Origin of the sequence: Variovorax sp. CCNWLW235 (genome assembly GCF_037204085.1) — a bacterium.
Lineage (GTDB): Bacteria > Pseudomonadota > Gammaproteobacteria > Burkholderiales > Burkholderiaceae_C > Variovorax.
Genome location: NZ_JBBCBW010000021.1, coordinates 42,359 through 67,148 on the forward strand (window position 1 = coordinate 42,359; position 24,790 = coordinate 67,148).

Below are 24,790 nucleotides of genomic sequence, written 5' to 3' on the forward strand. Positions count from 1 at the left end.
GAAGTTTTTATGACAAACCGCAGTCGTTGCGTACGCCACGCGTCTAGGTAACGGTACGCAGCAGCGACATGAAGGCTCTTCATCATGAGCCGCTGCAAGCGAGCTTCATTCTTGAGAACCGAGCTGTAAATGCATGACATGAAGAAGAGCGGCCCACCGAAGTGCTGGAGAGCGGTGTGGCTGGCAGTGATGGCGCTGGCCGCCCCGGCGGCGGCCTTTGCCCAGGCGCCCCCGGCCGCCGCCGAGCCGGTCCGCAAGGTCGACATCGCCGAATACATCGTGCGCGGCAACACCGTTCTGGACGCACGCGCCATCGAGAAGGCGGTCACGCCGTTTCTCGGACCCGAACGCACGCTCAAGGACGTGGAAGCCGCGCGCGATGCGCTGCTTGCGGCCTACCAGGCGGCGGGCTACCAGTCGGTGTACGTCGACCTGCCCGAGCAGCAGGTGACGCAGGGCGTAGTCTTCCTGCAGGTCAACGAGACCCGGGTTGGCCGCGTGCGGGTGGTGGGCGCCGAATACAACTCGCCGCTCGACGTGCGCGACCAGGTGCCCGCGCTGAAGGAAGGCGGCGTGCCCAACTTCAACAAGGCGCAGTCCGAACTCGCCGCGCTCAACCGCGGTCCCAAGCGCCAGGTGATGCCGCTGGTACGACAGGGCAGCATGCCCGGCACGATGGACGTCGATCTGAAGGTCGAGGACCAGAGTCCGTGGCGCGCGAGCATTGGCCTGAACAACGACTACAGCGCCGACACGCGCAAGCTGCGCGCCACCGCAACGCTGGGCCACGACAACCTTTGGCAGCTGGGCCACAGCGCCTCCATCAGCTTCTTCGGCGCGCCGCAGGACCTGAGTCAGACCAAAGTGATATCCGCCTCTTATGCGGCGCCGCTTGCGGGCACCAACTGGAGCGTGGAGGCCAATGCTTTCGTGTCCGACAGCAACGTGGCCACCGTGGGCGGCACCGACGTGCTGGGCAAGGGCCACTCGATCGGCCTGAAAGCGACCTACACCGTGCCGAACTCGGGCAACTGGTGGCACGCGTTCAGCGTGGGCATCGACTTCAAGAACAACAAGGAGGCGCTGAGCCTGAACGGCAGCGCCGACACCGTGCCGCTCAAGTACGCGCCGGTCACGCTGTCGTACACGGGCTTCCGGCAGTCGGAGAAGAGCCAGTACGGCGTGGGCATTTCGCTGGTGGTGGGCACGAGCAGCTCGTTCAACTACGGCAGCGACTGGGCGGCCTTCGACTACAAGCGCTACAAGGCTTCGCCGAGCTTCATGGTGCTGAAGACCGACCTCAACGGCACGCACACCTTCAGCGGCGGCCAGCAGCTGGCCTTCCGCGTCAACGGCCAGATGACCGATTCACCGCTGGTGTCGAGCGAGCAGATCGCCGGCGGCGGCATGAACTCGGTGCGCGGATATCTCTCGGCCGAAGCCACCGGCGACTACGGCGTGGTCGGCTCGCTAGAGCTGCGCAGCCAGCCGCTGACCTTTCTCGGCAGCACGGTCGAGAACTGGCGGGTCTATGCCTTCGCCGATGCGGCGCGGCTGCGCTTGAAGAGCCCGCTGCCTGAGCAGGACGACCGCTTCTCGCTGTATTCGGTGGGCCTGGGCACCACCTTCAAGGTGGGGCAGTACCTCGCGGGGCGTGTCGATATCGGCTACCCGCTGATCGACGGGCCGCGCACCAGGAAGCACGACCCGCGCGTGAATTTCAGCCTTACCGCGACCTATTGATTGCGCAGCGCGAATTCCCTCTCTTTCCATTTGTTGTCTCTCTCTCACGAGCTTTCCGGAGAACCCTGTCATGCGACGCATTCTTTTCATCGTGCTCACGCTGCTGAGCACGCTTTTGCCGGGCCTGGCCCACGCCTGGTGGCAGGCCGAATGGGCCTACCGCAAACCGATCACCATTGACGGCGGCCCGCAGGCCGGAGCCATCGGCAGCGACGCCGGCCGCGTGCCGGTGCTGGTTCGCCTGCACACGGGCAACTTCAAGTTCGAAGGCGTGAGCGAGACCGGTGCCGACCTGCGCTTTGTCGCAGCCGACGACAAGACCGTGCTGAACCACCAGATCGAGCAGTTCGATCCGCTGCTGGGCATGGCGCTCGTCTGGGTCGACGTGCCCAGCGTGTCTGCAGGAACGCCGCAGAAGCTGTGGATGTACTACGGCAACCCGAAAGCCCCCGCATCGGGCAACGGCCAGCGCAGCTTCGACCCCGACTACACGCTGGTCTACCACTTTGCCGAGGGTGCCGTACCGCCGCGCGATACCACGGCGTACGGCAACAACGGCCAGACTGCGGCCGTGCCGGTCGAAGGCACGGTCATCGGCAAGGGTGCCCAGCTGGGCAGCGGCGCGTTGATGCTGCCGGCCACGCCGTCACTTGCCGTTGCGGCCGGCGGCGCGCTGACGTTCTCGGCCTGGGTGCGGCCCGACCAGTTGGGCGCGCGCCAGGCGATCTACGCACGTCGCGATGGCGCCGGCGAGTTCGTGGTGGGCATCGACCAGGGCGTGCCCTTCGTGCAGGTGAACGGCCAGCGCAGCACCCCGGGCCAGCCGGTCCAGGCCGGCCAGTGGTCGCACCTGGCCGTCAAGGCCGAGGGTGAGAGCGTGGCGCTGTACGTGGGTGGCCGGCCCACGGTAACGCTGGCGGCGCGGCTGCCGGCGCTGAACACCCCGGGTGCCCTCGGCGCCGACGCACCGGCTGCCGCGACTGCGGCGCAGGGCGCGCAGCCCGCCGCGGCTTTTGCGCCGTTCACCGGCGCCATCGACGAAGTGCGGCTCTCGAAGGTGGCGCGCGCCGACGCACTGCTGCTGGCCGATGCCGTGTCGCAAGGCGCGGAGTCGCGCCTCACCGTGTTCGGCGCCGACGAGCAGCAGGCCGGCAAGAGCCACTTCGGCTTCATCTTGGCGGCGATGCCGCTGGACGCGTGGATCGTGGTCGGCCTGCTGGGCCTGATGATGGTGCTGTCGTGGGCCATCATGATCGGCAAGGGCCGCAGCTATGGCGCCACCTCGCGCGCCAACGCGGCCTTCATCGAGCACTTTCGCGAAGCCGCCGGTGCGCCGCTCGACCGCTTGGCCGTGAGCAACACGGTGCCACAGGAGGTGCGTGCCGACTCGTCGCTGTGGCGCCTGTACGAAGTGGCCATCGACGAGATGCGCCGCCGCCATGACCGCGGCTACGACTTGAGCGCGGTGTCGAGCGCCACCATCGGCGCCATCCGCGCCGCCATGGACGGCGTGATGGTGCGCGAGACCGAGCGCATGTCCAAGCGCATGAACTGGCTGTCGACCACCATCGAGGGGGCGCCCTACGTGGGCCTGTTCGGCACGGTGATCGGGATCATGCTGGTGTTTGTAGTGGCGGCCATGGCCGGCGCGGTGGACATCAACTCGGTGGCGCCCGGCATGGCGGCGGCGCTGCTGTGTACCGCGGCCGGCCTGGGCGTCGCGATTCCTGCGCTGTTCGGCTACAACTGGCTTGCCTCGCGCTCGGATGCCATCGGCGCCGACATGGCCGTGTTCGTCGACGAGTTCGTCACGCGCCTGGCCGAAGAGCAGGGCGAGGGCCGCTCGGTGCCGGTGGCCGTGGCCAAGCGCGCCTGAGGCTGCAACGCCATGGCAAACAGTGCAGCCAAGTTCGCCGTGCGCAAGCGCACGGGCGGCATCAACATCACGCCCTTCGTCGACGTGCTGCTGGTGGTGCTGGTGATCTTCATCCTCACCAGCAACGCCAGCATTCCGGGCATCAAGGTCGACCTGCCGAAGGCCAGCGCCTCGGTGGCGCTGGAGAAGCCCAAGACGAAGGCCATCACCATCGACAACGCCGGCAACGTGTTTCTGGACGCCTATCCGGTAACGCTGCCCGAATTGGAAGAGCGCCTGCGCACCGAGAAGGCGCTGTCGCCGGACTTCCCGGTGATTGTGCGCGGCGATGCCAGCGTGCAGTACGCGAAGGTGGTCGATGTGCTCGACCTGCTGCGCCGCATCGAACTCAACCAGATCGGCCTTGTGACCGGCAAGCAGAAGTGAGAGGCGGAGCGTGAAACCTCGCGATCCGACCTCCGGACTCTGGCGACGCTGGGGTGGGGTGGTCATCGGCCTGGCGATCCTTGCCGCGCTGGTGGCCCTGGTCTGGCATCTGCTGTCCGACACCGCGAGCACGAAGCGCGTGGTGGCCGACGCGCCAATGCTGATGCTGCCGCCCCCACCACCGCCGCCTCCGCCGCCCGAACCCGAGAAGCTGCCGGAACCTGAACCGGAAAAGATCAAGCCCGAAGTGGTCGAGCGCGAGCCCAAGCCGGTCGAGCCGCTGGAGCCGCCCAAGGACGACGCGCCGCCCAGCCCTTCGAAGGACCTGGGCGACCCGGTGACCATGGACAGCGCCGCGCAGGCGGGCAACGACGCCTTCGGCATCCAGGCAGGCAGTGGCGGCGGCATGAGCGGCACCGGTGCCGGCGGCGGCCTGGGCAGCGGCTCGTATGCGCGCTATGTCTCCAGCCTTTTGCAGCAGGCCCTGTCGCGCGACCCGCGCACGCGCCAGCTGGTGTTCGACGACATCCAGATCGACCTGTGGCTTGGCGCCGACGGCAAGACCACGCGGGTCCAGCTGGTGCGCGGCACCGGCACCGGCGAGATCGACGACACGGTGCTCGCGCTGATCCGCAACCTCGACCGCGTCGACGAGAAGCCGCCGGCTTCGCTGCGCTTTCCGATGCGCGTGTCCATGAAGGGGCGCCGGCCATGACAGAAGCGGCCACCGCCGCGGCCCGTGCCGAAGCCCTGCCACTCCCATTCAATCCAGTGAACGAAGCGATGAACCATCTCACCAACACCCAGAGCCGGGGCGGCATGCCGACCCTGCGCAAATGCGCGCTCGCGGCGGCCGTGGCCTCCGTGCTTGTCTTCGCGGCCGGCAGTGCCGCCGCGCAAACGGCCGCGCCCGCCGAGACCGCCATGGTCAAGCTGATCCGCGGCCTGATCCAGAGCGGCACGCTCGCCAAGGACGTGGGCGAGGCGCTGCTGGCCCAGGCCCAGACCGAAGCCATGGCCGCGCAGCAGGCGCAGCGCATGGCGGCAACCGCCACGGCCGCATCGGCAAGCACCGCCGGCGGCGTGCGGCTCGAAGCCGGCGACGTGCGCGTGCCCTACATCTCGCAGACGGTGCGCGACCAGATCCGCGACGAGGTCAAGGCGCAGGTAATGGCGCAAGCCAAGGACGAAGGCTGGGCCGCGCCAAACGAAACACCCGAGTGGAGCAAGCGCATCCGCGTGGAAGGCGACGTGCGCGTGCGCAACGAATCGCGCAGCTACGCCGGCAACAACAGCAACATCGAGATCAACTGGCCGGAGCTCAACAGGGGCAGCGGCTACGACGTCAACCCGAACACCAACCTCGCGCTGCCCTCGATCCTCAACACGCGGCAGGACCGCCGCAACCTGTTCCGCGCCCGGGCCCGGCTCGGCGTGTATGCCGACATCTCGGAGAACACCAAGGCCGGTGTTCGCCTGGCCTCGGGCAGCGACGAGAGCCCGGTTTCGACCACCCAGACGCTGGGCGGCGGCCTGAGCAAGAAGAGCGTGTGGCTCGACCAGATGTGGATCTCGCACAAGCCGGTCGACTGGCTGACCGTGACGGGCGGCCGCTTCGGCAACCCGTTCATGTCGACCGACCTGGTGTATTCCAATGACCTGAACTTCGACGGCATTGCCGCGCAGTTCGAGAAGAAGCTGGCGTCCAACAAGGACCTGACGCTATTCGGAACGCTGGGGCTGATCCCGCTCGAATACTCGTCCGACAATTCGCCCAGCCGAAGCCAGGACAAGGCGAAGAGCGAGAACAAGTGGCTGCTGGGAGCCCAGTTCGGCGCCGACTGGAAGATCGACGAAGACAACCGCGTACGCGGCGCGCTCGCGTACTACAACTTCCGCAACATCAGCGGCCAGGTCTCGCAACCCTGCGCGCTTTATGCCGGTGCCGACGGCTGCAGCACGGACTGGTCGCGCCCGGCCTTCATGCAGAAGGGCAACACGCTCATGCTGCTGCGCGATATTTCGCTCGATCCGCTCAACCCGGCGGGCACGCCGCAGCCGCAATACGTGGGCCTGGCGTCGAAGTTCCGCCTGATCGACCTGAACCTGCGCTGGGACACCGCGGTGGCGGGCAACAACCTGCGCCTGGACGCCAACTTCGTGCGCAACACCGCCTACGACGCGAACGACATCTGGAACCGCGCGGGCATTCGCGGCGCCATCGTCAACAACTTCGGCGCCACCGGCGGCACGTCGAAGAGCGACTTCAAGAGCGGCGGCAACGCCTACATGCTGCAGGCCACCTACGGCAAGCCGGCACCGGCCGCGCGCGGCGACTGGAACGTGCTTGCGGGCTACAAGCGCATCGAACCCGATGCGATGCCTGACGGCTACAACGACTCGACCTTCCATGGCGGCGGCACCAACGCGCGTGGCTACTTCCTGGGCGGCTCGTATGCGATCGACAAGAACATGTGGTTCACGGGCCGCTGGATCTCGACCAAGGAAGTCTATGGACCGCCGTTGTCGATCGACACCCTGCAGCTTGAATTCAATGCGCGTTTCTAAGGAGCCCGCCGTGTCCAGAAAAATTCTCACGGCCCTGGTGCTGGCGATGCTGGCCTGCGGGAGCGGCATCACGCATGCACAGCAGCCGCAAGGCCAGAGCATGGAGGAGCGGCTTCGCGCGCAGCTGCGCGTGACCACCTCGCAGCTCCAGCAAGCGCAGAACGAACTGGCCGCACTGAAGGCCGGGCAGCCGACGGGCGCGCCCGCAGCGGCAAGTGCGGCGCCGGCGAAGCCCGAGCTCGAGGCGATCAAGAAAGAGCTGGCCCAGAGCCAGGCCCAGTTGGCGGCCGAACGCCATGCGCGCAGCCAGGCGAGCGCCGGTACCGAACAGTCGCGCCAGCAGGCGCAGGCCACGACCGAGAAGGCCACGGCGCAGATCGCGCAGTACCGCGGCGCGTACGACGAGTTGCTGAAGATGGCGCGCGCCGCCGAGGCCGAGCGCCAGCGGCTCGCGACGGAAACCGCCACGCAGCGCACCGCGCTGACCCAGTGCGAGGCCAAGAACGCGCAGCTCTATGCGGCCGGACAAGAAATCCTGCGGGCCTATGAAACGGTGGACGTGGGCAGCGTGCTCGCATCGCGCCAGCCTTTCGCGGCGCAGAGCCGCGTCAAGTTCGAGCAGATCGCGCAGCAGTACGGCGACAAGCTGTATGAGGGCAAGTTCGATGCGCGTGCGGTGAACGCACCGGCGCCCGGCGCCCCGGCGTCGCCTGCAACACAGGAGAAGCAATGAAACGCAGGAAGTCCTCATCGGCCACGCTCGCGCAAGGGCTGCGCGCCGCGGCCGGCGTGCTGCTGGTCTCGTCGGTAGGCGTGGCTGCCGCGCAGGCGCCGGCACAAGGCAACCCGGTGGTCGCGCGCATGGGCGAAGTCACGGTCGGCCAGGAAGAAGTCGAGAAGCTGCTGCAGGCGCTGCCCGAAGCGGAGCGCGCCGCCGTCAAGGCCGACCGCGCAAGTCTCGATGGCTGGTTGCGCCAGCGACTGCTGAGCGAGGCGCTGCTGCGCGACGCCGGGGCCAAGGGTTGGGCCGACCGGCCCGAGGTGAAGGCGAAGGTCGATGCCGCCATGCGGGAGGTTGCTGCGCGCATCGTGACCGCCAGCTACCTCGAATCGGTGAGCCAGGTGCCGGCAGGTTTTCCGTCCGAGACGGAAGTGCAAGCGGCGTACGAGCAGGGCAAGGCCAATTTCAACCTGCCGGCCGCTTATCGCGTAGCGCAGATCTATCTGGCTGCGCCCGAACGCGATGCGGCGGCCGTTGCCAAGGTGCGCGATGAGGCGGGCAAGTTGGCCCGCCAAGCCCGTGCCGGCGATTTTGCCGCCGTGGCGCGCGCGAGCTCTCAGGACAAGCTCAGCGCCGAGCGTGGCGGCGAGGTCGATACCTTGCCGCTGGCGCGCATCCTCCCCGAACTGCGCGACACAGTGGCCAAGCTCAAGGTGGGCGAGGTCAGCGAGCCGGTGCAGGCGCAAGCCGGCTTTCATGTGGTGAAGCTGCTCGGCGTTCAGCCGGCGCGCACTGCGACGCTCGACGAGATGAAGCCGCAGCTTCGGACTGCCTTGCGCCAGCAGCGGCAACAGCAATTGGTGCAGGCCTACCTCGCTCAACTTGCGCCAGCCACCCAGTTGAGCATCGATGCTGCGGCGCTCGATGCCGCGCTCAAGAAAACGAATTGAACAACCCAAGCCAAACGGTCAAACACATGAACAACACGCAAACGAACACCGAAGTGCCCAGCAACGATGTTGCCGCGACGCAGAACAACGACCTGCTGGACGCCGTGACGCCCGAGCAGGTGTCGGACGCAATCAAGGCAGCCGGGGCTGCAGTCACCATCATCGAGCAAGACGGAGTGGTGCGCCTTCACAGCGCGAGCCACGGCATCGGCTTTCAGGTGCTGTGGGGCAGCCCTGTCACCACCTCGCAGTACACCGACTTCACCCTGAGCTGTCCGCTGCACGTGCAGGGCGGCACCTTGCCGGAGGCCGTGCTGGCGTCGTGGCACCGCACCAAGCGATTCGCGCGTGTGGCACAGCATGGCGACTTCGTTGTGCTGGAAATGGACGTGTGGGTTACCGGCGGCGTAGCGCCGGCCTATCTGGCCTTCGCCATGCGCTTGTGGATGCAGATGATGGGCGAGTTCTTTCTGCACCTGCGCAACTACAGTCCGGCCGCGGAGACCCGCGGGGATGCTGCGAACTCCGAAGGCCGTGCGGCCGCTGAAGGCGTGGCGTCTGCTGCGTGATGCGCGGGGGCGCTGCGCCGTAGAGGGCGAGCGTTGCCGCCGTAATCAGAGCTTGTAAGAACGCCCGACGGCAAAGCCGATGCGGGTGCGCCCGCCGCCGGAGGTCGCCATGGTGTGCCCCGAATGCATTCGCGCAATGGCTGCCACGATGGCCAGCCCGAGTCCGTGATGCAGGTGTCCGTCCGTGCGCGACTCGTCGGTGCGGAAGAACCGGTCGAACAACCGCGGGATATGCCGCGCGTCGATGTCGGGTCCGGTGTTCTCGACCGAAATCTCGGCACCGCCTTCCGCATTCACGCCGATGTGCACGGTGATTGCAGACCCCTTGATTGCATAGCGCGTGGCGTTGCCCAGCAGGTTCGACACCGCGCGCTTGAACAGCGGCTGGTCCACTGCGACCTGTGCGTCGCCGTCGATGTAGACACGCAGCTGCGCCTCGCTCAAAGGCCCCTCGTGAAAATCCACCACCTGGCGAACCAGGTCTGCGAGGGGTGATGCGGCGTCGCATCTCGCGGTGGCCCCGCGGTCCGCACGCGACAGAAAAAGCATGTCGTTGACGAGCGCCGCGAGCCGCTGCAATTCTTCGAGGTTGCCCGTCAGCGTGTCGCGCAGCGCTTCCGCAGACCGGTCTTCGCGCGACAGTGCCACTTCGGTATGCCCGATGAGCGCGGCCAGCGGTGTGCGCAGCTCGTGCGCAACGTCGGCGTTGAATGCCTCGAGCTGCACATAGGCAGACTCCTGCCGCCGCAGCATCGCATTGAACTGGTCGATCCACGGCTGGAGCTCGGCGACCGGCTCGGCCAGCGAGAGCCGCTGCTCCATTCGGCCCGGTGAGATGGCGCGCGTCTGGTCTGCCAGTGCGCGCAAGGGCTCCATGGTGCGGCGGACCCTCCAGGCGCAGGCGATTCCCGCCGAGACACCGCCCAGGAGGGTTGCCGTCACGAGGATCAGCGCCAGCTTGCCGAGCATGCGGGAGTCTTCGGTGATGTCCAGCAGCAGCGCGCCGTGCGCTTCTCCCACGGTGAGAGGCAGCGTGAACTCCATGCGCTGCGCCTTCGCGTGGTTTGGGAGCACGTCCGGGTCGCGGTACAGCAGCTCGCCATCGGCCGCATGCAGCTCCAGGTAGGTGCCGGCCCGGCGCGGAATGGCGGCCTGCAGGTGCCTGCGCATTTCGGGCAAGCCGCCAGCGCGCTCTGCGGATATGGCCGCATCGCGCGTTGCGGCCAGTTTTGTCGTCAACAGGGCGCGCTGCTTGTCGATGAATGACCATTCGGTGGCAGCGAAGATCCCGGCGCAGAGCAGGCCCAGTCCCAACGCCGTTTGCGAGGCGAGCTGAATGGACAGGCGCGTGGCCAATGAATAGCCGACCTTCTTTTTCATCTTGAGCGTTCTTCCAGCACGTAGCCCATTCCGCGCACGGTGTGCAGCAGGCGTTGCGAGAACGGGTCGTCCATCTTCGCTCGCAGGCGGCGCACGGCCACCTCGACGACGTTGGTGTCGGAGTCGAAATTCATGTCCCACACCTGCTCGGCCAGCGTGGTGCGAGACAGTATCTGGCCGCGGCGGCGCAGCAGTACCGTGAGAAGCAGGAACTCTTTTGCCGTCAGCTCGAGGCGGCGACCGTCCCTCGTGGCCTTGCGGCCAAGCAAGTCCACCTCGAGCTCGGCCAGCCTGAGCGTGGTCGGATGGTTCGATGCGCCGCCGGAGCCGCGGCGCATCAATGCGGAAATCCGTGCCAGCAATTCAGAGAACGCGAACGGCTTGACCAGGTAGTCGTCAGCCCCTTCCTGCAGGCCCCGCACGCGGTCCTCTACCTTGTCGCGGGCGGTGAGCATCAGCACGGGGGTGTTGCTGCGCGCGCGCATGGCGCGAAGAACGCCGAAGCCGTCTATGCCCGGCAACATCACGTCGAGCAGAACGACGGAGTAGTCGCCGCCTTCGGCCAAGCGCCTGCCTTCGATGCCGTCGCGCGCCACGTCGACCACATAGCCGTTCTCGGTCAACCCTTTTACAAGGTAGTCCACCAGCCGGCCTTCGTCTTCCACTATCAGCAGCCGCATCGCTTGCCTTCATTAAAACCACCGCAGACGCGATGATCACAGCAACCTGTCCTGTGGACATTACAAATTTGTCATCCACCCGGCAAGGCCCGCAGGAGGCTTGCAGAAATGTAATGTCGTGGTCACTTTCCGGCGTGTTGGCCATTCTCAAATACCTGCAGCCCCGCCACCGGCGGCAACAGGAGAGAACGCGATGAGCACGCAACTTCAGATCAACGGCCGCCGGGTGCGGGTCGATTCCGTGGCAGAGACACCTCTTTTGTGGGTGCTGCGAGACGAACTGGGCATGACAGGGACCAAGTACGGTTGCGGTGTCGGCCTGTGCGGCGCATGCACGGTCCACGTGGGCAACGATCCCGCGCGCGCATGCATCACGCCCGTCGGGGCACTGGCCCGCCAGCAGGTTCGCACCATCGAAGGCCTTGGGCAGGACCGCATCGGCCGCGCGCTGCAGGCCGCCTGGATTGCCAACGATGTGCCGCAGTGCGGCTACTGCCAGTGCGGACAGCTCATGAGCGCGGCCGTGCTGCTGCGCACCACGCCCATGCCGAGCGACAAGGACATCACCGAAACCATGGCGGGCAACATCTGCCGGTGCGGAACCTACGACCGCATCAGGGCGGCCATCCACGAGGCAGCCCGTGCGCTGTCGGTCTGAAGGAGCCGCCATGTCCAAGCCCGACACTCTCGCCTCTCAATCCTCGCCACAGGCTGGCCATCGCCTGTCGCGTCGCCAATTCGCGCTTGCCGCCGGCGGCGCCTTGTTGACCGTTGCCATTCCGCTGGGTGCGCAAACCCAGCCTCCGGCGGCCGCGCCAGGGAGCCCGCCTGTTCCGCCCGCGCGGCCGCCGGTCAACCGCGCTCCAAGCTCGTTCATCCGCATCGCCGCCGATGGCGTGGTCACCTTCCTGCTGCCCACCTGCGAGATGGGGCAGGGCATTCACACTGCACAAGCGATGATCCTGGCGGAGGAGCTTGGCGCAGACTGGAAGCGGGTTCGCACGGCCATGCCCGATCAGGTGACGCCCGATTACCGGCTCCCCATGGGCCAGCAGCGTTCGGTCGGTTCGTTCGGTGTGCGCTTCTGGCACGACCCCCTGCGCCGTGCTGCCGCGCAGACGAGGGAACTGCTGACGCTGGCTGCGGCGGAGCGGCTGTCGGTTCCGCCTTCGTCGCTTGCCGCTGAAGAGGGGTACATCGTTCATGCGGCGAGCGGCCGGCGCGTGCCTTTCGGCGATCTGGTGCAGGCGGCATCGGCACTGCCGGTTCCGCAGAACCCGGTTCTGCGGCCGGCGGAACAGCGCAAGCTCACCGGCAAGACGATGCGCCGCATCGACACGCCGGACAAGGTCACCGGCCGGGCGCTCTACGCGGTCGACATGAAGGCACCCGGCATGCTGCATGGGGCGATACGCCTGTCGCCCGTGTTCCGCGCCGAAGTGGAATCGATGGACCCGGCGAGCGTGCGCGGAATGCCGGGCGTGGTTGCGGTCGTGCCCGTGCCCGGCGGTGCGGTTGTCGTTGCACAAAACTGGTGGCAAGCCAAGCAGGCGGCCGACAAGCTCACCATTCAATTCAAGGCGACCGCGAACGACCGCGTTGGCACCCCAGAGCTCGACGAACGTATGCGCGCCGCATTGGACAGCGGCCCATTGCCGGCTGCGCTGCAGCGCGGAGACATGGAGGCGGCCTTTCGTGCACCGCACAAGGTGGTAGAGGCCGACTACGCCGTGCCGCTCCTGGCCCACGCGTGCATGGAACCGATCAATTGCATGGCGCAAGCCGGCGCCGACCGGCTGGACCTGTGGACCGGTACGCAGGCCCAAGACATTCTTCTGCGCGACTGCGGCGCCGCGGGCGGCTACAAGCCGGAGCAGGTCTACTTTCACAACGCCTACCTTGGCGGGGGCTTCGGCCGCAAGACACACGCCGAGTCGGCCGTTCAGGCCATGCTGGCCAGCCGCGCCGTGGGCGGCCGCCCGGTGAAGGTGCTCTGGTCCCGCGCCGACGACATGCAGCAGGGTCAGTACCGCCAGACGATGATGTGCCGCATGCGCGCCGCGCTCGATGCGGATGGCCGCATCCAGGGGCTGCGCGTGCGCGTTGCAGGCCCTCAGATGGGGCGCGACAACGGCATACCGCTCACCAACGGCGTGGCCGACGGAATGTCGCTCACGGGGATCATCGACATGCAGTACCAGATACCGAACATGCTGGTCGATCACGCGGTGGTGCCGATGCCGATGGCGCTCTCGCCGTGGCGCTCGATCGCCAACTCCTTTACCGGATTCTTTATGGAAGCCTTCATCAATGAATGCGCCGCCGCAGCGGGCAAGGACCCGCTGGAGTTTCGCCGCCAGCACTTGCAGGGCCGCCCGCGCATGCTCGCCGTGCTGGATCGCGCAGCGCAAAGCGCGGGTTGGGGAAGTCCTGCGCCGTCCGGCGTGGCGCGCGGCCTAGCCGTGGTGGAGAGCTATGGCAGCCCGGTCGCCCAGGTCGTGGAGGCGCGGCTTCGAGACGGCCACGTCAAGGTCGAGAAAGTGCATGTGGCCATCGACTGCGGCCGTGCCATCAACCCCGGCCAAGTCGCGGCGCAGATGAGCGGCGGCGTGGTCGACGCAATGTCCGTTGCCTTGCGCGCGAAGATCACCATCAAGGATGGCCGCGCCGAGCAGTCCAGCTTTGGCGACTACCAGATCCTCCGCATGGGCGAGGAACCGCAGGTGATAACGCACATCGTGGAGATCGGCTCGCCGCTCGGCGGTGTGGGCGAGCCATGCGTACCGCCTTTGGCGCCTGCGCTGGCGGCCGCCGCTTCTATCTTGTCGGGGCGCCCGGTTCGGCGTTTGCCGCTTGCAGACGCGGGGCTGGCCTGAGCGGCACCTGGGCGATGTGATCCCTTGTTCGCTGTGGAGCACGGCACTGTTCGCATTGCCTGACCGCTCACGCCGCTTCCTCCGGCTGTTCTTGACGGCGGGAAGGAGAGCTGCGGACGACTTTCAGCACCAGCAGGGCTGACAGGCAGGACAGCACCGCCGCATGCAGCATCATGTAGCGCCATGCCGTCAGGTCGACCAGCAGCCCCAGGAAAGCCGGCATCAGTGTCTGGCCGATTGCCGCGGCGGTCCAGTACAGGCCGGTGTAGGTGCCCAGGTACTTCTGGTTGGGCACGATGCTCCAGAGAATCGCGATCGCATTGATGGCAAAGGCGGCCCATCCGACGGCGACCAGGGCCATGGCCATCGACACCTGGACCGTGCTCGTCGCGAAGAAGACCGCGATACAGCCAAGGGCGACGACGAGCATGCCGAGCATGCAGACCGCCGCACGGCTCGTCCGATCGGCAATGATGGCCACCGGTATTGCCGCCACCAGGAAGGCGATACCCGCCGGAAAGCCGATCGACCCGGCGGTGCCCCGCGACAGGTCGAGCACTTCCATCAAATAGGGCGTCAGCTGGGAGCGAATTGCCGTCCAGGTGCCGTTTGCGCCAAAGACCGCAAGCAGGAGCAGCAACCGGCGCTTGTCCGGCGAAGTGAAGATGTCCAGCACCAGCGCTTTCAGGCCGAGCTGCGGGCTCTCGTCCGCTCCTTGCGCGGTGCCGTGCGGCGCTTGCGAGGACAGCCCCTTGCATGCGACGTACATGCCGATGACAAGGAGCACCGCCGGAATGAAGAAAGCCAGGCGCAAGTCCTTGTCCACCACGACGTAGCTGATGGCGGCGGACGCAAGGATGGTCAGCGCCACGCCGATGCGGGCCACCGCGTTGCCCTTGCTTCGATGGTTGGGCGCCTGGTAGTCCGCCGTGAGCGACTCCGCAATGGACTTGAATCCGTTGGCCACGAACGCGAAGCCGACCATCGCAACCAGCAGCATCTCGAACGAGATCGCCCATGGAATGAACGCGAACAGCACCGCGGCCACGGGCGCACCAATGAGCAGAAAGCGGAACCGGTTGCCGCCCTTGGCCTTGTGCTGGTCGGCCTTGTGCGCCATCCACGGCTGGACGAAGATTCCCAGAAGGTTGTCCATACCCATCAGCAGGCCGATCACGGCGGCACTGCCGATGTACTGCCTGAGCGATGCAGGAACCTGTGCGTCGTAGAAGTTCCAGACCGACTCTTGGGCGAACATTGCCAGCGCCACGAAGAAGGCGGCCTTCTTGTTGAAGCGGCTGATGTCAGGATTTCGTTCGGCCATTGCCTGATACCTTCTGGTTGGGTTCGCAATATCTGGAGACGAGGCGCGCCATCCGGGGCGCCAGCATCGTGACGACGATGAGCCGCGTCACCTGCACCGCAAGAATCACCGGCACGGAGGCTTGCATGCCGTGAGCCACTGCCACGGCGGCATCGATGCCTCCGGGCATGATGGCGAGAAAGGCCGTGAGCGGATCGATCCCTTCGAACGAGCGAAGAATCGGCCACATCAGCGCGATGCACGATCCGATCAACAGCAGGATTCCGAAGAGCATCGCGGGCAACAGGTGAAGGCAGTCGAGCAGCATCCGCCTGTTGAAGCGCAGGCCTGCATAACAGCCGCCGAAGGCGAATGCGACTGCGGCGACCACCACAGGGATCTCGACCGCGAGGAGCCGTGCCGCGTGCAATCCGCTGCCCACGATGAGCGGCACCCAGAATGCCGCCTGCCCCCACTTCGTTGCCATGGCCACGGCCACGCCCACGGCGATGAGCCCCGCAAGGGTTGCGGCCACATCGAGAGACACCGCACCGGAGAGGAACACGGTTGCCGGCGGCGAAGCGGCAGGCCCGCCGCCCGCACCCGCGAGCCCCGCAACCGCGATGGCCGTCAACGTCACACAGACGATGCGAAGCTGCTGCATCAGGGCGATCACGCGAGGGTCCGCCCCTCGCTGCTCCCCGAGCATCATCATCGTCGAGGCGGCACCCGGCGACAGCCCCCATATCGCCGATTGGCCCGGCAGCCACCCACGGCGCGTGAACACCACGGCAATGACGCTCGCAGCCGCAATGCTCAAGACGTTCACGGCCAATACCACTGCCCAGTGATCTGCAATCAGTTTGAGCAAGTCCCAGCTGACCACAGAAGCGACCATGCAGCCGAGGACCGCCTGAACGGGCAGGAAGATGGCGGGCTTCAGCTGCAGGCCCGCTCCGCTCAACGCGAAACCCATGGCCACGAGCATCGGGCCCAGCAGCACGGCACCGGGAACATGAAGCGCTCGAAGCAACACCACTGACACCGCAGCGCCGGCTGTCAGGAGAGCCCATAGGAAGATTTTCTTGAGTGGCATGGATCGTCGCCAGCGCGCTTGCCGCAGCCGGTGCCCGCTTGAGCCGGTTACCGCTCAGTTGTTGAGTTCGATGTCGAGCAAGCGCACGTATTGCTGACCCGAATGCATGTCGCGCTCGACCATTCCTCCCTGTGGGGTAGACCGGGGAAAAGAGATCTTCACCACATGCAGGGAGTCGACCGGAATGCGCTTGACCAGCGCCGGATCTGCTCCATACAGCCGATGGAAGAGTTCCGCAGACAACTCTTCGCAGTCCCGGTATTTGCGATACTTTTCTTCTCCATCGAAGAAGAGGTCCACCGTGACCCAGAACGGGCCGGCGACCTTGGAGCGGATGTGGTGACAGACTTCGCGCAGCTTGGGCATGAGGGGTTCCTTCTTGTTGGGTTCAGGCGGCAGTTGCGTTGTCGTCGCTGTCGAGCCAGGCCGTGCGGACCAGCGACAACGGGTCGTCGATAGCGACGACGTGGTTCAGCTTGAACTCGAAGACCTGGCCGCGCGGAACATCGGCCGGGCTGAAGGCGAAACCATAGCTGGGCAGCTCCTTGTTCATCACCATCGGGTAGTGAAAGAAGTAGGGATTGCATGCGTGCGCAATCGCGTTGGCGAGCTCCTGTGTGCTTGCCGTGGCGACCAGCAGCACGCCGATCTCTCGCGGCGGTGGAACATTCACCGGCACGTCTCCGCTCACGGCGTTCCAGCCGTACATACGCAGCGATATGTGGAACTCACCGAGCTCCTCCGCCGGAATCGACTTGCGGGTGCGTTCGTAGAGCGCCGCCAGCAGCCGGTCGTGGAACGCATTGACGTCGTTGAGCACGTCGGGGTCCTGGATGCCGATCAGCATCAGCGTCTGGTAGTTGCCGGCCGCCGCTCCTTCGAGCTTCATCGTGTAGGGCTGCGCTACCCATTGGGCGCCTTGCGCGCGCACCGCGCGCTCGCCGAGTTGCGCATAGGTGGCACCGCTCACGTCCAGGATGCCGCCGGGCTCGTGCAGGTAGTGGGGGTCGCTGTTTTCATACAGCATGTGCTTGGACACGCTGTGCGGCGTACACCGGTTGGTCGTGGACAAAGGTTCCACCTCGAAACCGTGTTCATCGATGGTCAGCAGAACGCCGGATCCGTCGGCAGGGTTGAGGCAGCACTGGGCGCCGCATTCCGCAATCTTGCCGGCGTGCCACGAGGCGCCCCACGGCGCGCCTTTCCAGATCGGGTAGCTGGCCAGAACGGCGGTGTCAGTGGCTCTTCCGCCAATGATGACGTCCGCGCCCGCCTCGAGTGCGGCAACGAAGGGCTCCACGCCCATCAAGCCGACGATGTGCTCGCACGCATCGACCGTTGAGTCTTCCAATGGGCCCAGCGGCGGCAACGGCCGAACTTTGCCGTGCCGGTTGAACGCCTTGATCGTGGCTTTGTCCTGTTCGGAGTAGAGCAGCGCGACCTTTGGCGAGATGCCGAGCTCCCGGATGAGTTCCACCAGAATGTCCCGGGTCCAGTCGACGTTGAGATCTCCGCCAGCTTGCCCCGCGGTGCCCACGATGATCGGAATGCCGGTTTTGGCGTGGGCGCGCAGCAGGATGCCCAGGTCGCGCTTGACCGCGCCGCGGTTGTTCTTGGACTTGCCCAGCGCGAGGTAGGCCGCGCCACTGTCGGTGGAGCCGGCGTCCGTCGCAATGACGTTGGCGCCCTGGGCCAGCCCATATTCGATTTCGCTCTCGCGGACCCCTGAACCCAGGGAGCCGCAAGGCACCAGTACCTTCACGCGACCTTGCAGCGCCATGACTATTTTTTCTTTCAAGACAAATGGGGCGACCGTGTTGCCGTTCGATCCAGACCTGATGAGTGAACCGCGCAATCGATCAGAGGTGATTATGTGGTCATAATGTTATGATGGCGTGCTGGTAAAAACCCGTGTGCCGAGCGGGGCGGCAGGTCGCCGGCCACCTCACCGAGAATTCGCCCTTCAGTCACGAGACAAGCCGAGAAGACACCATGTCAGTGATCCTTCGCCGCGAACGCGGCGACCTCTTGCATCGCCAGTTGTTCCTGGCTCTCCGGGAACAGATCAGGCGAAGCGTCTACAGGGAGGGCGAGCCGATACCCAGCGAGGACCAGTTGTGCCAGTCCTTTGGCGTTTCGCGCATCACGGTGCGTCGCGCCGTCGCGGACCTGGTGGAAGAGGGCTGGCTGGAGAAGCGCCTCGGGCGAGGCACCTTCGTCAGGCCAGCCGCGGCCAAGCCGCGCAGCCGCGGCGGCTCTACCTTCACCGAGTCGCTGGCGAAGCGGGCCAAGCAGACCAAGGTCACCGTTCTCGAAGTCTCCAGGCGTTCGCCGCCGCCGCACGTGGCAACCGCCATGGGCTTGGCTGAGGACGCGCAGGTGGTGTACGCGAGCCGGCTTCGCTCCATATCGGGCGTTCCCTTGCTCTTCGTCGACTCGTGGGTGATGCCGGAATACGCGGACACCATCACCGGCGATGCGCTCGAGGGGCGCTCGATCACCGAGATGCTGCTGTCGCAGGGCGTGCGGTTTCGATACGTGACCGAGGAGATTTCCGCTGTTGCCGCCGATCCTCATGTGGCGGCGAATCTGCACGTGCAGGTCGGCTCGCCGCTGCTCTGCGTTGCACGCCTCGTCAGCAAGGACGTGGGCAAGACGGTGATGTACCTGATGGCCTACATGACGTCGGAGCGCAGCCGTGTGGTGTTCAGCCACGAAGAGCAGGACCTTGACCGCATGTACGAGGCCAAGCTCATTCACGACGTCGATGCCTACGGCTCGGACCAGGGATGATCCTTCGCGCCGCCGGTGCCGGTAAGAGTTCGGTAAGACGATCGCGCAGACGATCGAAGCCCCCTTACAACCCTGATTGGCTCCGCCATGCCGCGTGCGTCCTCGACTCCTGTCTTTCCCGTTCTTCCCTCCTTGCTTTTTGGTGTTTCGCTGGCGCTGGTTCTGCCCGCCGCGTGGGCGCAGGACAGCAGCCTTGATCAATCTCCGGACGACGTCTCTCGCTGGGGCATCGGTATCGCCGCCGGTGTCAAGCAGCAGCCATACACCGGCGCGGGCACGAAGACCCAAGGCATTCCGCTCATCTACTATGAAAACCGCTATGTACGTGTGCTCGGTGCAGGTGCGGAACTCAAGCTGCCGAAGGTCGAGCTGGGCGCCAATTCATCTTTGTCCTTTGGTCTGCGCGCCAAGTACGGCCTCGGAGGCTACGAGCCGAGCGATGCGCCTATCCTGCAAGGCATGCAGGAGCGCAAGGGCAGCGTGTGGCTTGGCGCCGGCGTGACCTGGCGCAACGAGATTGCCGACGTCTCGGCCGAGTGGCTCGGCGATGCTTCGGGCAAGAGCAAGGGCCAGCAGTTCCGGATCGGCGTACAGCGCGATTTTCGCGCGGGCAACTTCACGTTGACCCCGCGCATCGAGGCCTACTGGCTGGACAAGAAATACGTCGACTACTACTACGGCGTGCGTGCCGAGGAAAGCCGCCCCGGACGTCCCGCGTACCTCGGCGCCTCGACGGTCAACACCGAAGTCGGGCTGCGCATCGGCTATTCGATCGATCGCCACCAGTCGGTGTTTGTCGATGTCAGCGCCACCCAACTGGGCAAGCAGATCAAGAACAGCCCGCTGGTCGACCGCTCGAGCCAGTCGGCGGTTTCCGCCGGCTATCTCTACCGCTTCTGACGCAACCCGGGCCGCATGAACCGCATCGCGCTGATCGAAGACCACGACCGCATGGCCACCCTGGTGTGCAAGGCGCTGGTTGGCGCGGGCATCGAGGCCGACGTGTTCGGGCGCGTCGACGTCGCCTGGCATGCGCTGCGACGCACCCCCTATGCGGCGCTTGTGATCGACCGCGGGCTGCCCGATGGCGACGGTCTCGAGCTGGTGCGGCGGCTGCGCACCGCCGGCACGCGCACGCCGTGCTTGATGCTGACGGCAAGGGACGCCTTGCATGACCGCGTCGATGGTCTCGAGTCGGGCGCCGACGACTATCTGGTCAAGCCGTTTCCAATGGAAGAGCTGGTTGCCCGCGTGCGCGCGCTGCTGCGGCGCCCGTCCGAGCTGCAGAGCCTCTCGCCCGCCTATGCCGACATCTGTATACATCCCGAGGGCGGAACGATGGCTTGCGGCAGCGAGGCCGTCACGCTCGCATCCGCCGAGCTTCAGATCATGCTTTGCCTTGTGCGCAGCGGCGGCCAGACCGTGCGCCGCGGCGCGCTCGAATCGGCCGGGTGGGGACTCTCGGAGGCCGTGACGCCCAATGCACTCGATGTGGCGCTGCATCGCCTGCGCAAGAAGCTGCAGGCCGTGGGCTCCGTGCTGGAGATCGCCAATGTGAGAGGACGCGGCTATGCGCTTCGCGAAGCTCCGCTGGCCGCGTAGCCTGGGCTCGCGGCTGCTCGCAACGTACGTCGCCGGCATCCTCGTCTGCATTCTGGTGATCGTCGTCGTGAGTGCGGCCGCGCTGCTGCTGCGCGGAGACACGTGGAACGAAGGCATCTCCACCCATGCACGGCTGATCGGGCGGCAACTGCAGTTCGATGCGGCAGGCCGCCCGGTCGGGTTGAATGAATCGGAACTCCAGACTTGGCTGTATTCGGGCATGGGGAAGGAGACCTCAGTCCGCGTGCTCGATGTGGCCGGCAATGTCGTGATGCCGGCCGGGCCGGGCGCATTGGCGCTGCACAAGGAGGGCAAGGCATTCGAGCCGCGCGATCATGCCTTCGATTCAGTTGCAGACGGTCTTCCGGTGCGCGTGGTCACGCACCGCGTCGATCACGAGGGCCAGCGCTGGTACGTTCAGGTGGCGGTGAGCCAGCGGCTCATCGAGCTCATGGACCGCAGCGTCGGCCTGCCGGCGCTCGGACAGGGCATTCTGGTGGCATGCCTCGCGTCGGTCCTGGTGTTTGCAGTGGCCATGCATTTCACGCTGGGCCGCATGCTCAGGCCACTGCGCGCGGCCTCCGAAAGCGCCGCACGCATCACGCCGCGCACGCTCGATGCGCGCTTGAGCGTACAGGGGCTGCCTTCGGAGATGCTGCCGCTGATCGAGGCCTTCAATCGCGCGCTCGACCGCTTGCAGACCGGCTACATCGCGCAGCAGGATTTTCTTGCCGCGGCCGCGCACGAACTCAAGACGCCGCTCTCGCTGATTCGCGGACAAGTCGAACTGGGTGGCGACAGTGACGCGGCCTTCGACCGCGACGCCCTGATCCGCGACGTGGACCAGATGGCTCGGCATGTGAGCCAGCTTTTGCACCTGGCCGAAGCGACGGAGTTGTGCAACTACGAGATCCGCCGTGTCGGCGCCGCCGCGCTGGTGGACGAGGTCGGCGACTATATCGGGCGGCTTGCGGTACGCCGCGAGGTGCACCTGGACTTGCGGGTGGCACCGGACGCCACGTGTTGGCAGGCGGACCGCGGCGCGCTCTTCACGCTGCTCAAGAACCTGCTGGAGAACGCGATCCAGCACTCGCCGCCGCATGGCGTGGTGCGGCTCGCGGCCGATGCGCGGCGCATTTCGATTCGTGATGAAGGGGCCGGTATTCCGGCCCGCGATTTGCCGATGATCTTCGATCGCTTCTGGCGCGGCGCGGGACGGCGCGACGAAGGCGCAGGGCTGGGGCTTGCCATATGCCAGGAGATTGCGCTCGCCCACGGCTGGCGGCTCACAGCGCATGCGGCATCGCCGGGTACGGAATTCGTGCTCGCGTTTGCGCCGGAAAGGTGAAGCGTAGGGTTCAGGACCCGAAACAAAGCAGCAACCAGAATGCGACTGCGCCGCTGTCGAAGAACAGCAGCACCTTGATTGCGGCCGCAATCAAGGCGAGGCTGACCAGGACGTCCAACAGGCAGGTGTCGAACAGCAATGCGCCAAGGCTTCGAGGCCAGCGGAGTTTTGCGACGAGCATGGCTAACAGGCTCATGCAGCGTGGGCGGGGTAGACAAACAGCATGGGGCTCCGGCGGTGACGAAATCCATATGCTCGGGTCACCCGCCTTACTCGCGACTTACCCCGTCCGGAGCTCCCGCAGGGGGTGCGTCAACGCGGCAATGCGTCAATAGACCGCAAGATGTTCCGCGTGATGTCGATGCGCTTCGGAAGGTCGTCGAGCCGGTTCGGGGTGTCGATGTTCAGGGCAAAAAACACCGGGCCGGTCGGCCATTCGATCCAACCTACCCACCAGCCGATCTTGCCGCTCCATCCGGTTTTTCCACGAAGGACCCAGTCCTTTCCGGCCTCATTGATCAACACGTCCTTGACCAGGCGCTGATGGTCGATACGAAAACCCAGTTCATTGCGATAGAGCTTGCGCAAGAACGCGATCTGCTCGTGGGCCGAGATGGCCAGGTCCCCTTCGACCCAGAAGGGCGCACCGCCCGTCGCGACTGAATTGCCGTAGTTGATCTGTTTCAGATAGGCGGTTTCGCGAGGAGCGCCGATCTGCTTGGCAAATCGTTCGTAGATCCAGACAGTGGAGTTGCGCATTGCAGTGCGAAGGTCCTGGTCTGCGTTCCATGCTTCAACAGAGCGTCGGACTCCGTCCCAGGAGATGCGTTGGAACTCGTCGCGCAGCACACCGGCATCGAGCGCGAAGAGGCTGTGCGGAATCTTGAAGGTGGATGCAGGCGTGTATCGACGCTGGGCGCGTTCTGCGTCATGCACATATGTCGACTCGCGTCCGCGACGAGCATCGACCACGACTACGGTGCCTTGGACACCGGCCTCTGCGAAGAACTTGGACCAAGCGGCGCGCTCCTGAATGCCTGTGGCGGCAAGCACCGTGGGGGCAAGAAGGAACAGGGGAGAGAGGATGAGATGGCGTCGGTTCACGTTCGCGTTCGGATATTCAGTAGATCGATTTGGCAGCAGTTCGGACATTTGAAGTCGAGGAAGGTGCCTCGAAAAAAATAGAAGCGCGGCACCTTATTTCCAATGCATGGTGTGGACCACAAACTAATCTGACCCGCTGTCTATTAGCGCGCATTGAAGACGGTGGCAATGCTAAAAGCGTGAAAAATTCCCGCTTAACGTCGGCTGTTTGAAAACCGTTTGTTCCGCTTTTTTAACAATCTTTTTGCACTAACGAATTCGACTTAAATGATCAGTAAGTTTTGTCGGAAAGGCGACGCACACGCAGGTGTAGAGGTTTTATTTTGAAAGTCTTGTTTCTAGACTCGGCCTCGAGTTTTTACCTTATCTGCACGAGGCACAGTACATGAACAAGATATATCGGAGCATCTGGAATGAGGCGCTGGGCGCGTGGATTGCCGTTTCCGAGAACGCTTCAGCAGGCGGAAAAAAGAGCCGAAGCGTGGCGGAGGGTTCCGGGGGCAGCGAACCAAGCAGGACGTCCAAGGCCGCGAACCTCTCGAACGCCGCCCTGAATTGGAGTCTGAGGCTTACTGCGTGGGGGGTCTTGGGACTTCCGGTACTGTTGGCAAGCGAACACTCGATGGCCCAGACATTGGGTACCGGTGGGTTGATGCTGTGTCAATCGAATCCAGCCTCGGGTGGGTTCTCATACGGCAGCACCACTTCAGGGACGCTGGATTGCAGTACCGGGGGATTTTCGTTTTTCCTGGGCAACGCGGCCACTACGGCTGGAGCCACGGGTTCCAGCTCTTCTACCGCATTTGTCCGCGGTGACCCGAACGGCACGCTGACATTGCGTGGAGGCTCCATATTGCTGCAGGGGCCGGCCACATTCAACTCCAACGCCAATATGGGGAGCAATCGCATCACCAGCCTTGCTGCTGGCACCGCGGGCACTGACGCAGTCAATCTCAACCAGCTCCTGAGTCTCTCGACGACGACCTCTACGAGTTTGAGTACCACGACCAGTAGTATCAGCAGCCTGTCGACTTCCACGTCAACGGGTCTGAGCACGGCAACCAGTGGCATTGCCAGCCTGTCCACCGGCCTGAGCACGACCGGCAGCACCGTGAGCAGCCTGTCGACTTCGACCTCCACGGGCTTGAGCACTGCGACCAGCAGCATCGGAAGCCTGTCAACGTCCACGTCTACGGGTCTGAGCACCGCGACGAGCAGTATCAGCAGCCTGTCGACTTCGACGTCAACCGGCCTGAGCACAGCGACCAGTGGCATCTCCAGCCTGTCCACCGGCCTGAGCACGACAGACAGCACCGTGAGCAGCCTGTCGACCTCCACGTCCACGGGCTTGAGCACTGCGACCAGCAGCATCGGAAGTCTGTCAACATCCACGTCTACAGGTCTGAGCACCGCGACGAGCAGTATCAGCAGCCTGTCGACTTCGACGTCAACCGGTCTGAGCACAGCGACCAGTGGAATCTCGAGCCTCTCGACCAGCCTGAGCACGACCGACAGCGCTGTGAGCAGCCTGTCGACTTCGACGTCAACCGGTCTGAGCACAGCGACCAGCAGCATCGGAAGCCTGTCAACGTCCACGTCTACGGGTCTGAGCACCGCGACGAGCAGTATCAGCAGCCTGTCGACTTCGACGTCAACCGGCCTGAGCACAGCGACCAGTGGCATCTCCAGCCTGTCCACCGGCCTGAGCACGACAGACAGCACCGTGGGCAGCCTGTCGACTTCGACCTCCACGGG

Annotated in this window: 23 protein-coding genes; 15 read left to right on the plus strand and 8 right to left on the minus strand. The window is 65.4% G+C overall.

Translation table 11 applies throughout. From position 1 onward, the window contains the following. Positions 1-129 precede the first annotated feature (129 nt). The 8 genes from V9L21_RS20605 (at position 130) to V9L21_RS20640 (ending at position 8,853) form a co-directional block, all read left to right on the plus strand. Positions 130-1,743: a ShlB/FhaC/HecB family hemolysin secretion/activation protein gene (locus tag V9L21_RS20605; protein WP_337314777.1), complete on the plus strand. Its 1,614-nt coding sequence runs from the start codon at positions 130-132 to the stop codon at positions 1,741-1,743. 70 nt (positions 1,744-1,813) lie between these two features. Beyond that, on the plus strand, positions 1,814-3,619 hold the full coding sequence (locus tag V9L21_RS20610) for a DUF2341 domain-containing protein (RefSeq protein WP_337314778.1): 1,806 nt from the start codon (positions 1,814-1,816) through the stop codon (positions 3,617-3,619). A gap of 12 nt (positions 3,620-3,631) precedes the next feature. After that, the gene (locus tag V9L21_RS20615) at positions 3,632-4,045 is read left to right on the plus strand and encodes an ExbD/TolR family protein (RefSeq protein ID WP_337314779.1); all 414 of its coding nucleotides are present in this window, start codon (positions 3,632-3,634) and stop codon (positions 4,043-4,045) included. Between the two features lie 10 nt (positions 4,046-4,055). Further along, on the plus strand, positions 4,056-4,760 hold the full coding sequence (locus V9L21_RS20620) for a hypothetical protein (RefSeq protein ID WP_337314780.1): 705 nt from the start codon (positions 4,056-4,058) through the stop codon (positions 4,758-4,760). Further along, positions 4,757-6,613, plus strand: coding sequence for a putative porin (locus tag V9L21_RS20625; protein WP_337314781.1), 1,857 nt, complete (start codon positions 4,757-4,759; stop codon positions 6,611-6,613). Before V9L21_RS20620 ends, V9L21_RS20625 begins: the two co-directional genes overlap by 4 nt. Positions 6,614-6,623: 10 nt before the next feature. After that, on the plus strand, positions 6,624-7,346 hold the full coding sequence (locus tag V9L21_RS20630; RefSeq protein WP_337314782.1) for a hypothetical protein: 723 nt from the start codon (positions 6,624-6,626) through the stop codon (positions 7,344-7,346). Continuing rightward, a complete protein-coding gene (locus tag V9L21_RS20635; RefSeq protein ID WP_337314783.1) occupies positions 7,343-8,284 on the plus strand; it encodes a peptidylprolyl isomerase in 942 nt (313 codons plus the stop codon). Before V9L21_RS20630 ends, V9L21_RS20635 begins: the two co-directional genes overlap by 4 nt. A gap of 26 nt (positions 8,285-8,310) precedes the next feature. Further along, on the plus strand, positions 8,311-8,853 hold the full coding sequence (locus V9L21_RS20640) for a YbjN domain-containing protein (protein ID WP_337314784.1): 543 nt from the start codon (positions 8,311-8,313) through the stop codon (positions 8,851-8,853). 45 nt (positions 8,854-8,898) lie between these two features. On the opposite strand, the gene V9L21_RS20645 is transcribed toward V9L21_RS20640, so the two are convergent. Together V9L21_RS20645 and V9L21_RS20650 are read right to left on the minus strand one after the other, a co-directional pair. Then, positions 8,899-10,233, minus strand: coding sequence for a heavy metal sensor histidine kinase (locus V9L21_RS20645; RefSeq protein WP_337314785.1), 1,335 nt, complete (start codon positions 10,231-10,233; stop codon positions 8,899-8,901). Beyond that, positions 10,230-10,913 (minus strand): heavy metal response regulator transcription factor, encoded by a 684-nt coding sequence (locus tag V9L21_RS20650; RefSeq protein ID WP_337314786.1) that lies wholly within the window; start codon positions 10,911-10,913, stop codon positions 10,230-10,232. The genes V9L21_RS20645 and V9L21_RS20650 overlap by 4 nt, the downstream gene beginning before the upstream one ends. Before the next feature lie 193 nt (positions 10,914-11,106). On the opposite strand from V9L21_RS20650, the gene V9L21_RS20655 reads away from it, so the two are divergent. Both V9L21_RS20655 and V9L21_RS20660 read left to right on the plus strand, forming a co-directional pair. Continuing rightward, positions 11,107-11,571: a (2Fe-2S)-binding protein gene (locus tag V9L21_RS20655; protein WP_337314787.1), complete on the plus strand. Its 465-nt coding sequence runs from the start codon at positions 11,107-11,109 to the stop codon at positions 11,569-11,571. A 10-nt stretch (positions 11,572-11,581) separates the two neighbouring features. Then, a complete protein-coding gene (locus V9L21_RS20660; protein ID WP_337314788.1) occupies positions 11,582-13,789 on the plus strand; it encodes a xanthine dehydrogenase family protein molybdopterin-binding subunit in 2,208 nt (735 codons plus the stop codon). Between the two features lie 67 nt (positions 13,790-13,856). Here V9L21_RS20660 and V9L21_RS20665 read toward each other — a convergent pair whose 3' ends face one another. The 4 genes from V9L21_RS20665 to V9L21_RS20680 are packed head-to-tail and all read right to left on the minus strand — an operon-like array spanning position 13,857 to position 17,968. Continuing rightward, positions 13,857-15,113 carry an MFS transporter gene (locus tag V9L21_RS20665; protein ID WP_337314789.1) on the minus strand — a complete coding sequence of 419 codons (1,257 nt, stop codon included), beginning with the start codon at positions 15,111-15,113 and terminating at the stop codon, positions 13,857-13,859. Then, positions 15,094-16,188, minus strand: coding sequence for an AbrB family transcriptional regulator (locus tag V9L21_RS20670; protein WP_337314790.1), 1,095 nt, complete (start codon positions 16,186-16,188; stop codon positions 15,094-15,096). The genes V9L21_RS20665 and V9L21_RS20670 overlap by 20 nt, the downstream gene beginning before the upstream one ends. A 54-nt stretch (positions 16,189-16,242) precedes the next feature. Next, complete coding sequence (locus V9L21_RS20675) at positions 16,243-16,554, minus strand: DUF4387 domain-containing protein (RefSeq protein WP_337314791.1); 312 nt, start codon at positions 16,552-16,554, stop codon at positions 16,243-16,245. 22 nt (positions 16,555-16,576) lie between these two features. Further along, positions 16,577-17,968: an acyclic terpene utilization AtuA family protein gene (locus V9L21_RS20680; protein WP_337314792.1), complete on the minus strand. Its 1,392-nt coding sequence runs from the start codon at positions 17,966-17,968 to the stop codon at positions 16,577-16,579. A gap of 212 nt (positions 17,969-18,180) precedes the next feature. On the opposite strand from V9L21_RS20680, the gene V9L21_RS20685 reads away from it, so the two are divergent. From V9L21_RS20685 to V9L21_RS20700, 4 genes are all read left to right on the plus strand, one after another. Beyond that, positions 18,181-18,981 (plus strand): GntR family transcriptional regulator, encoded by an 801-nt coding sequence (locus tag V9L21_RS20685; RefSeq protein WP_337314793.1) that lies wholly within the window; start codon positions 18,181-18,183, stop codon positions 18,979-18,981. 132 nt (positions 18,982-19,113) lie between these two features. Next, entirely contained in the window at positions 19,114-19,881 is a 768-nt protein-coding gene (locus V9L21_RS20690) for a MipA/OmpV family protein (protein WP_337314794.1), read from the plus strand. Positions 19,882-19,896: 15 nt separating this feature from the next. Then, positions 19,897-20,583, plus strand: a complete 687-nt coding sequence (locus V9L21_RS20695; protein WP_337314795.1) for a response regulator transcription factor — start codon at positions 19,897-19,899, stop codon at positions 20,581-20,583. Then, positions 20,552-21,931 carry a HAMP domain-containing sensor histidine kinase gene (locus V9L21_RS20700; protein WP_337314796.1) on the plus strand — a complete coding sequence of 460 codons (1,380 nt, stop codon included), beginning with the start codon at positions 20,552-20,554 and terminating at the stop codon, positions 21,929-21,931. The genes V9L21_RS20695 and V9L21_RS20700 overlap by 32 nt, the downstream gene beginning before the upstream one ends. 10 nt (positions 21,932-21,941) lie before the next feature. Here the strand turns inward: V9L21_RS20700 and V9L21_RS20705 are convergent, their stop codons facing one another. Both V9L21_RS20705 and blaOXA read right to left on the minus strand, forming a co-directional pair. Further along, on the minus strand, positions 21,942-22,127 hold the full coding sequence (locus V9L21_RS20705; RefSeq protein WP_337314797.1) for a hypothetical protein: 186 nt from the start codon (positions 22,125-22,127) through the stop codon (positions 21,942-21,944). Between the two features lie 116 nt (positions 22,128-22,243). Continuing rightward, positions 22,244-23,035: a class D beta-lactamase gene (gene blaOXA, locus V9L21_RS20710; protein WP_337314827.1), complete on the minus strand. Its 792-nt coding sequence runs from the start codon at positions 23,033-23,035 to the stop codon at positions 22,244-22,246. 385 nt (positions 23,036-23,420) lie between these two features. On the opposite strand from blaOXA, the gene V9L21_RS20715 reads away from it, so the two are divergent. Then, on the plus strand, positions 23,421-24,790 hold a 1,370-nt coding region (locus tag V9L21_RS20715; protein WP_337314828.1), incomplete at its 3' end, for an ESPR domain-containing protein.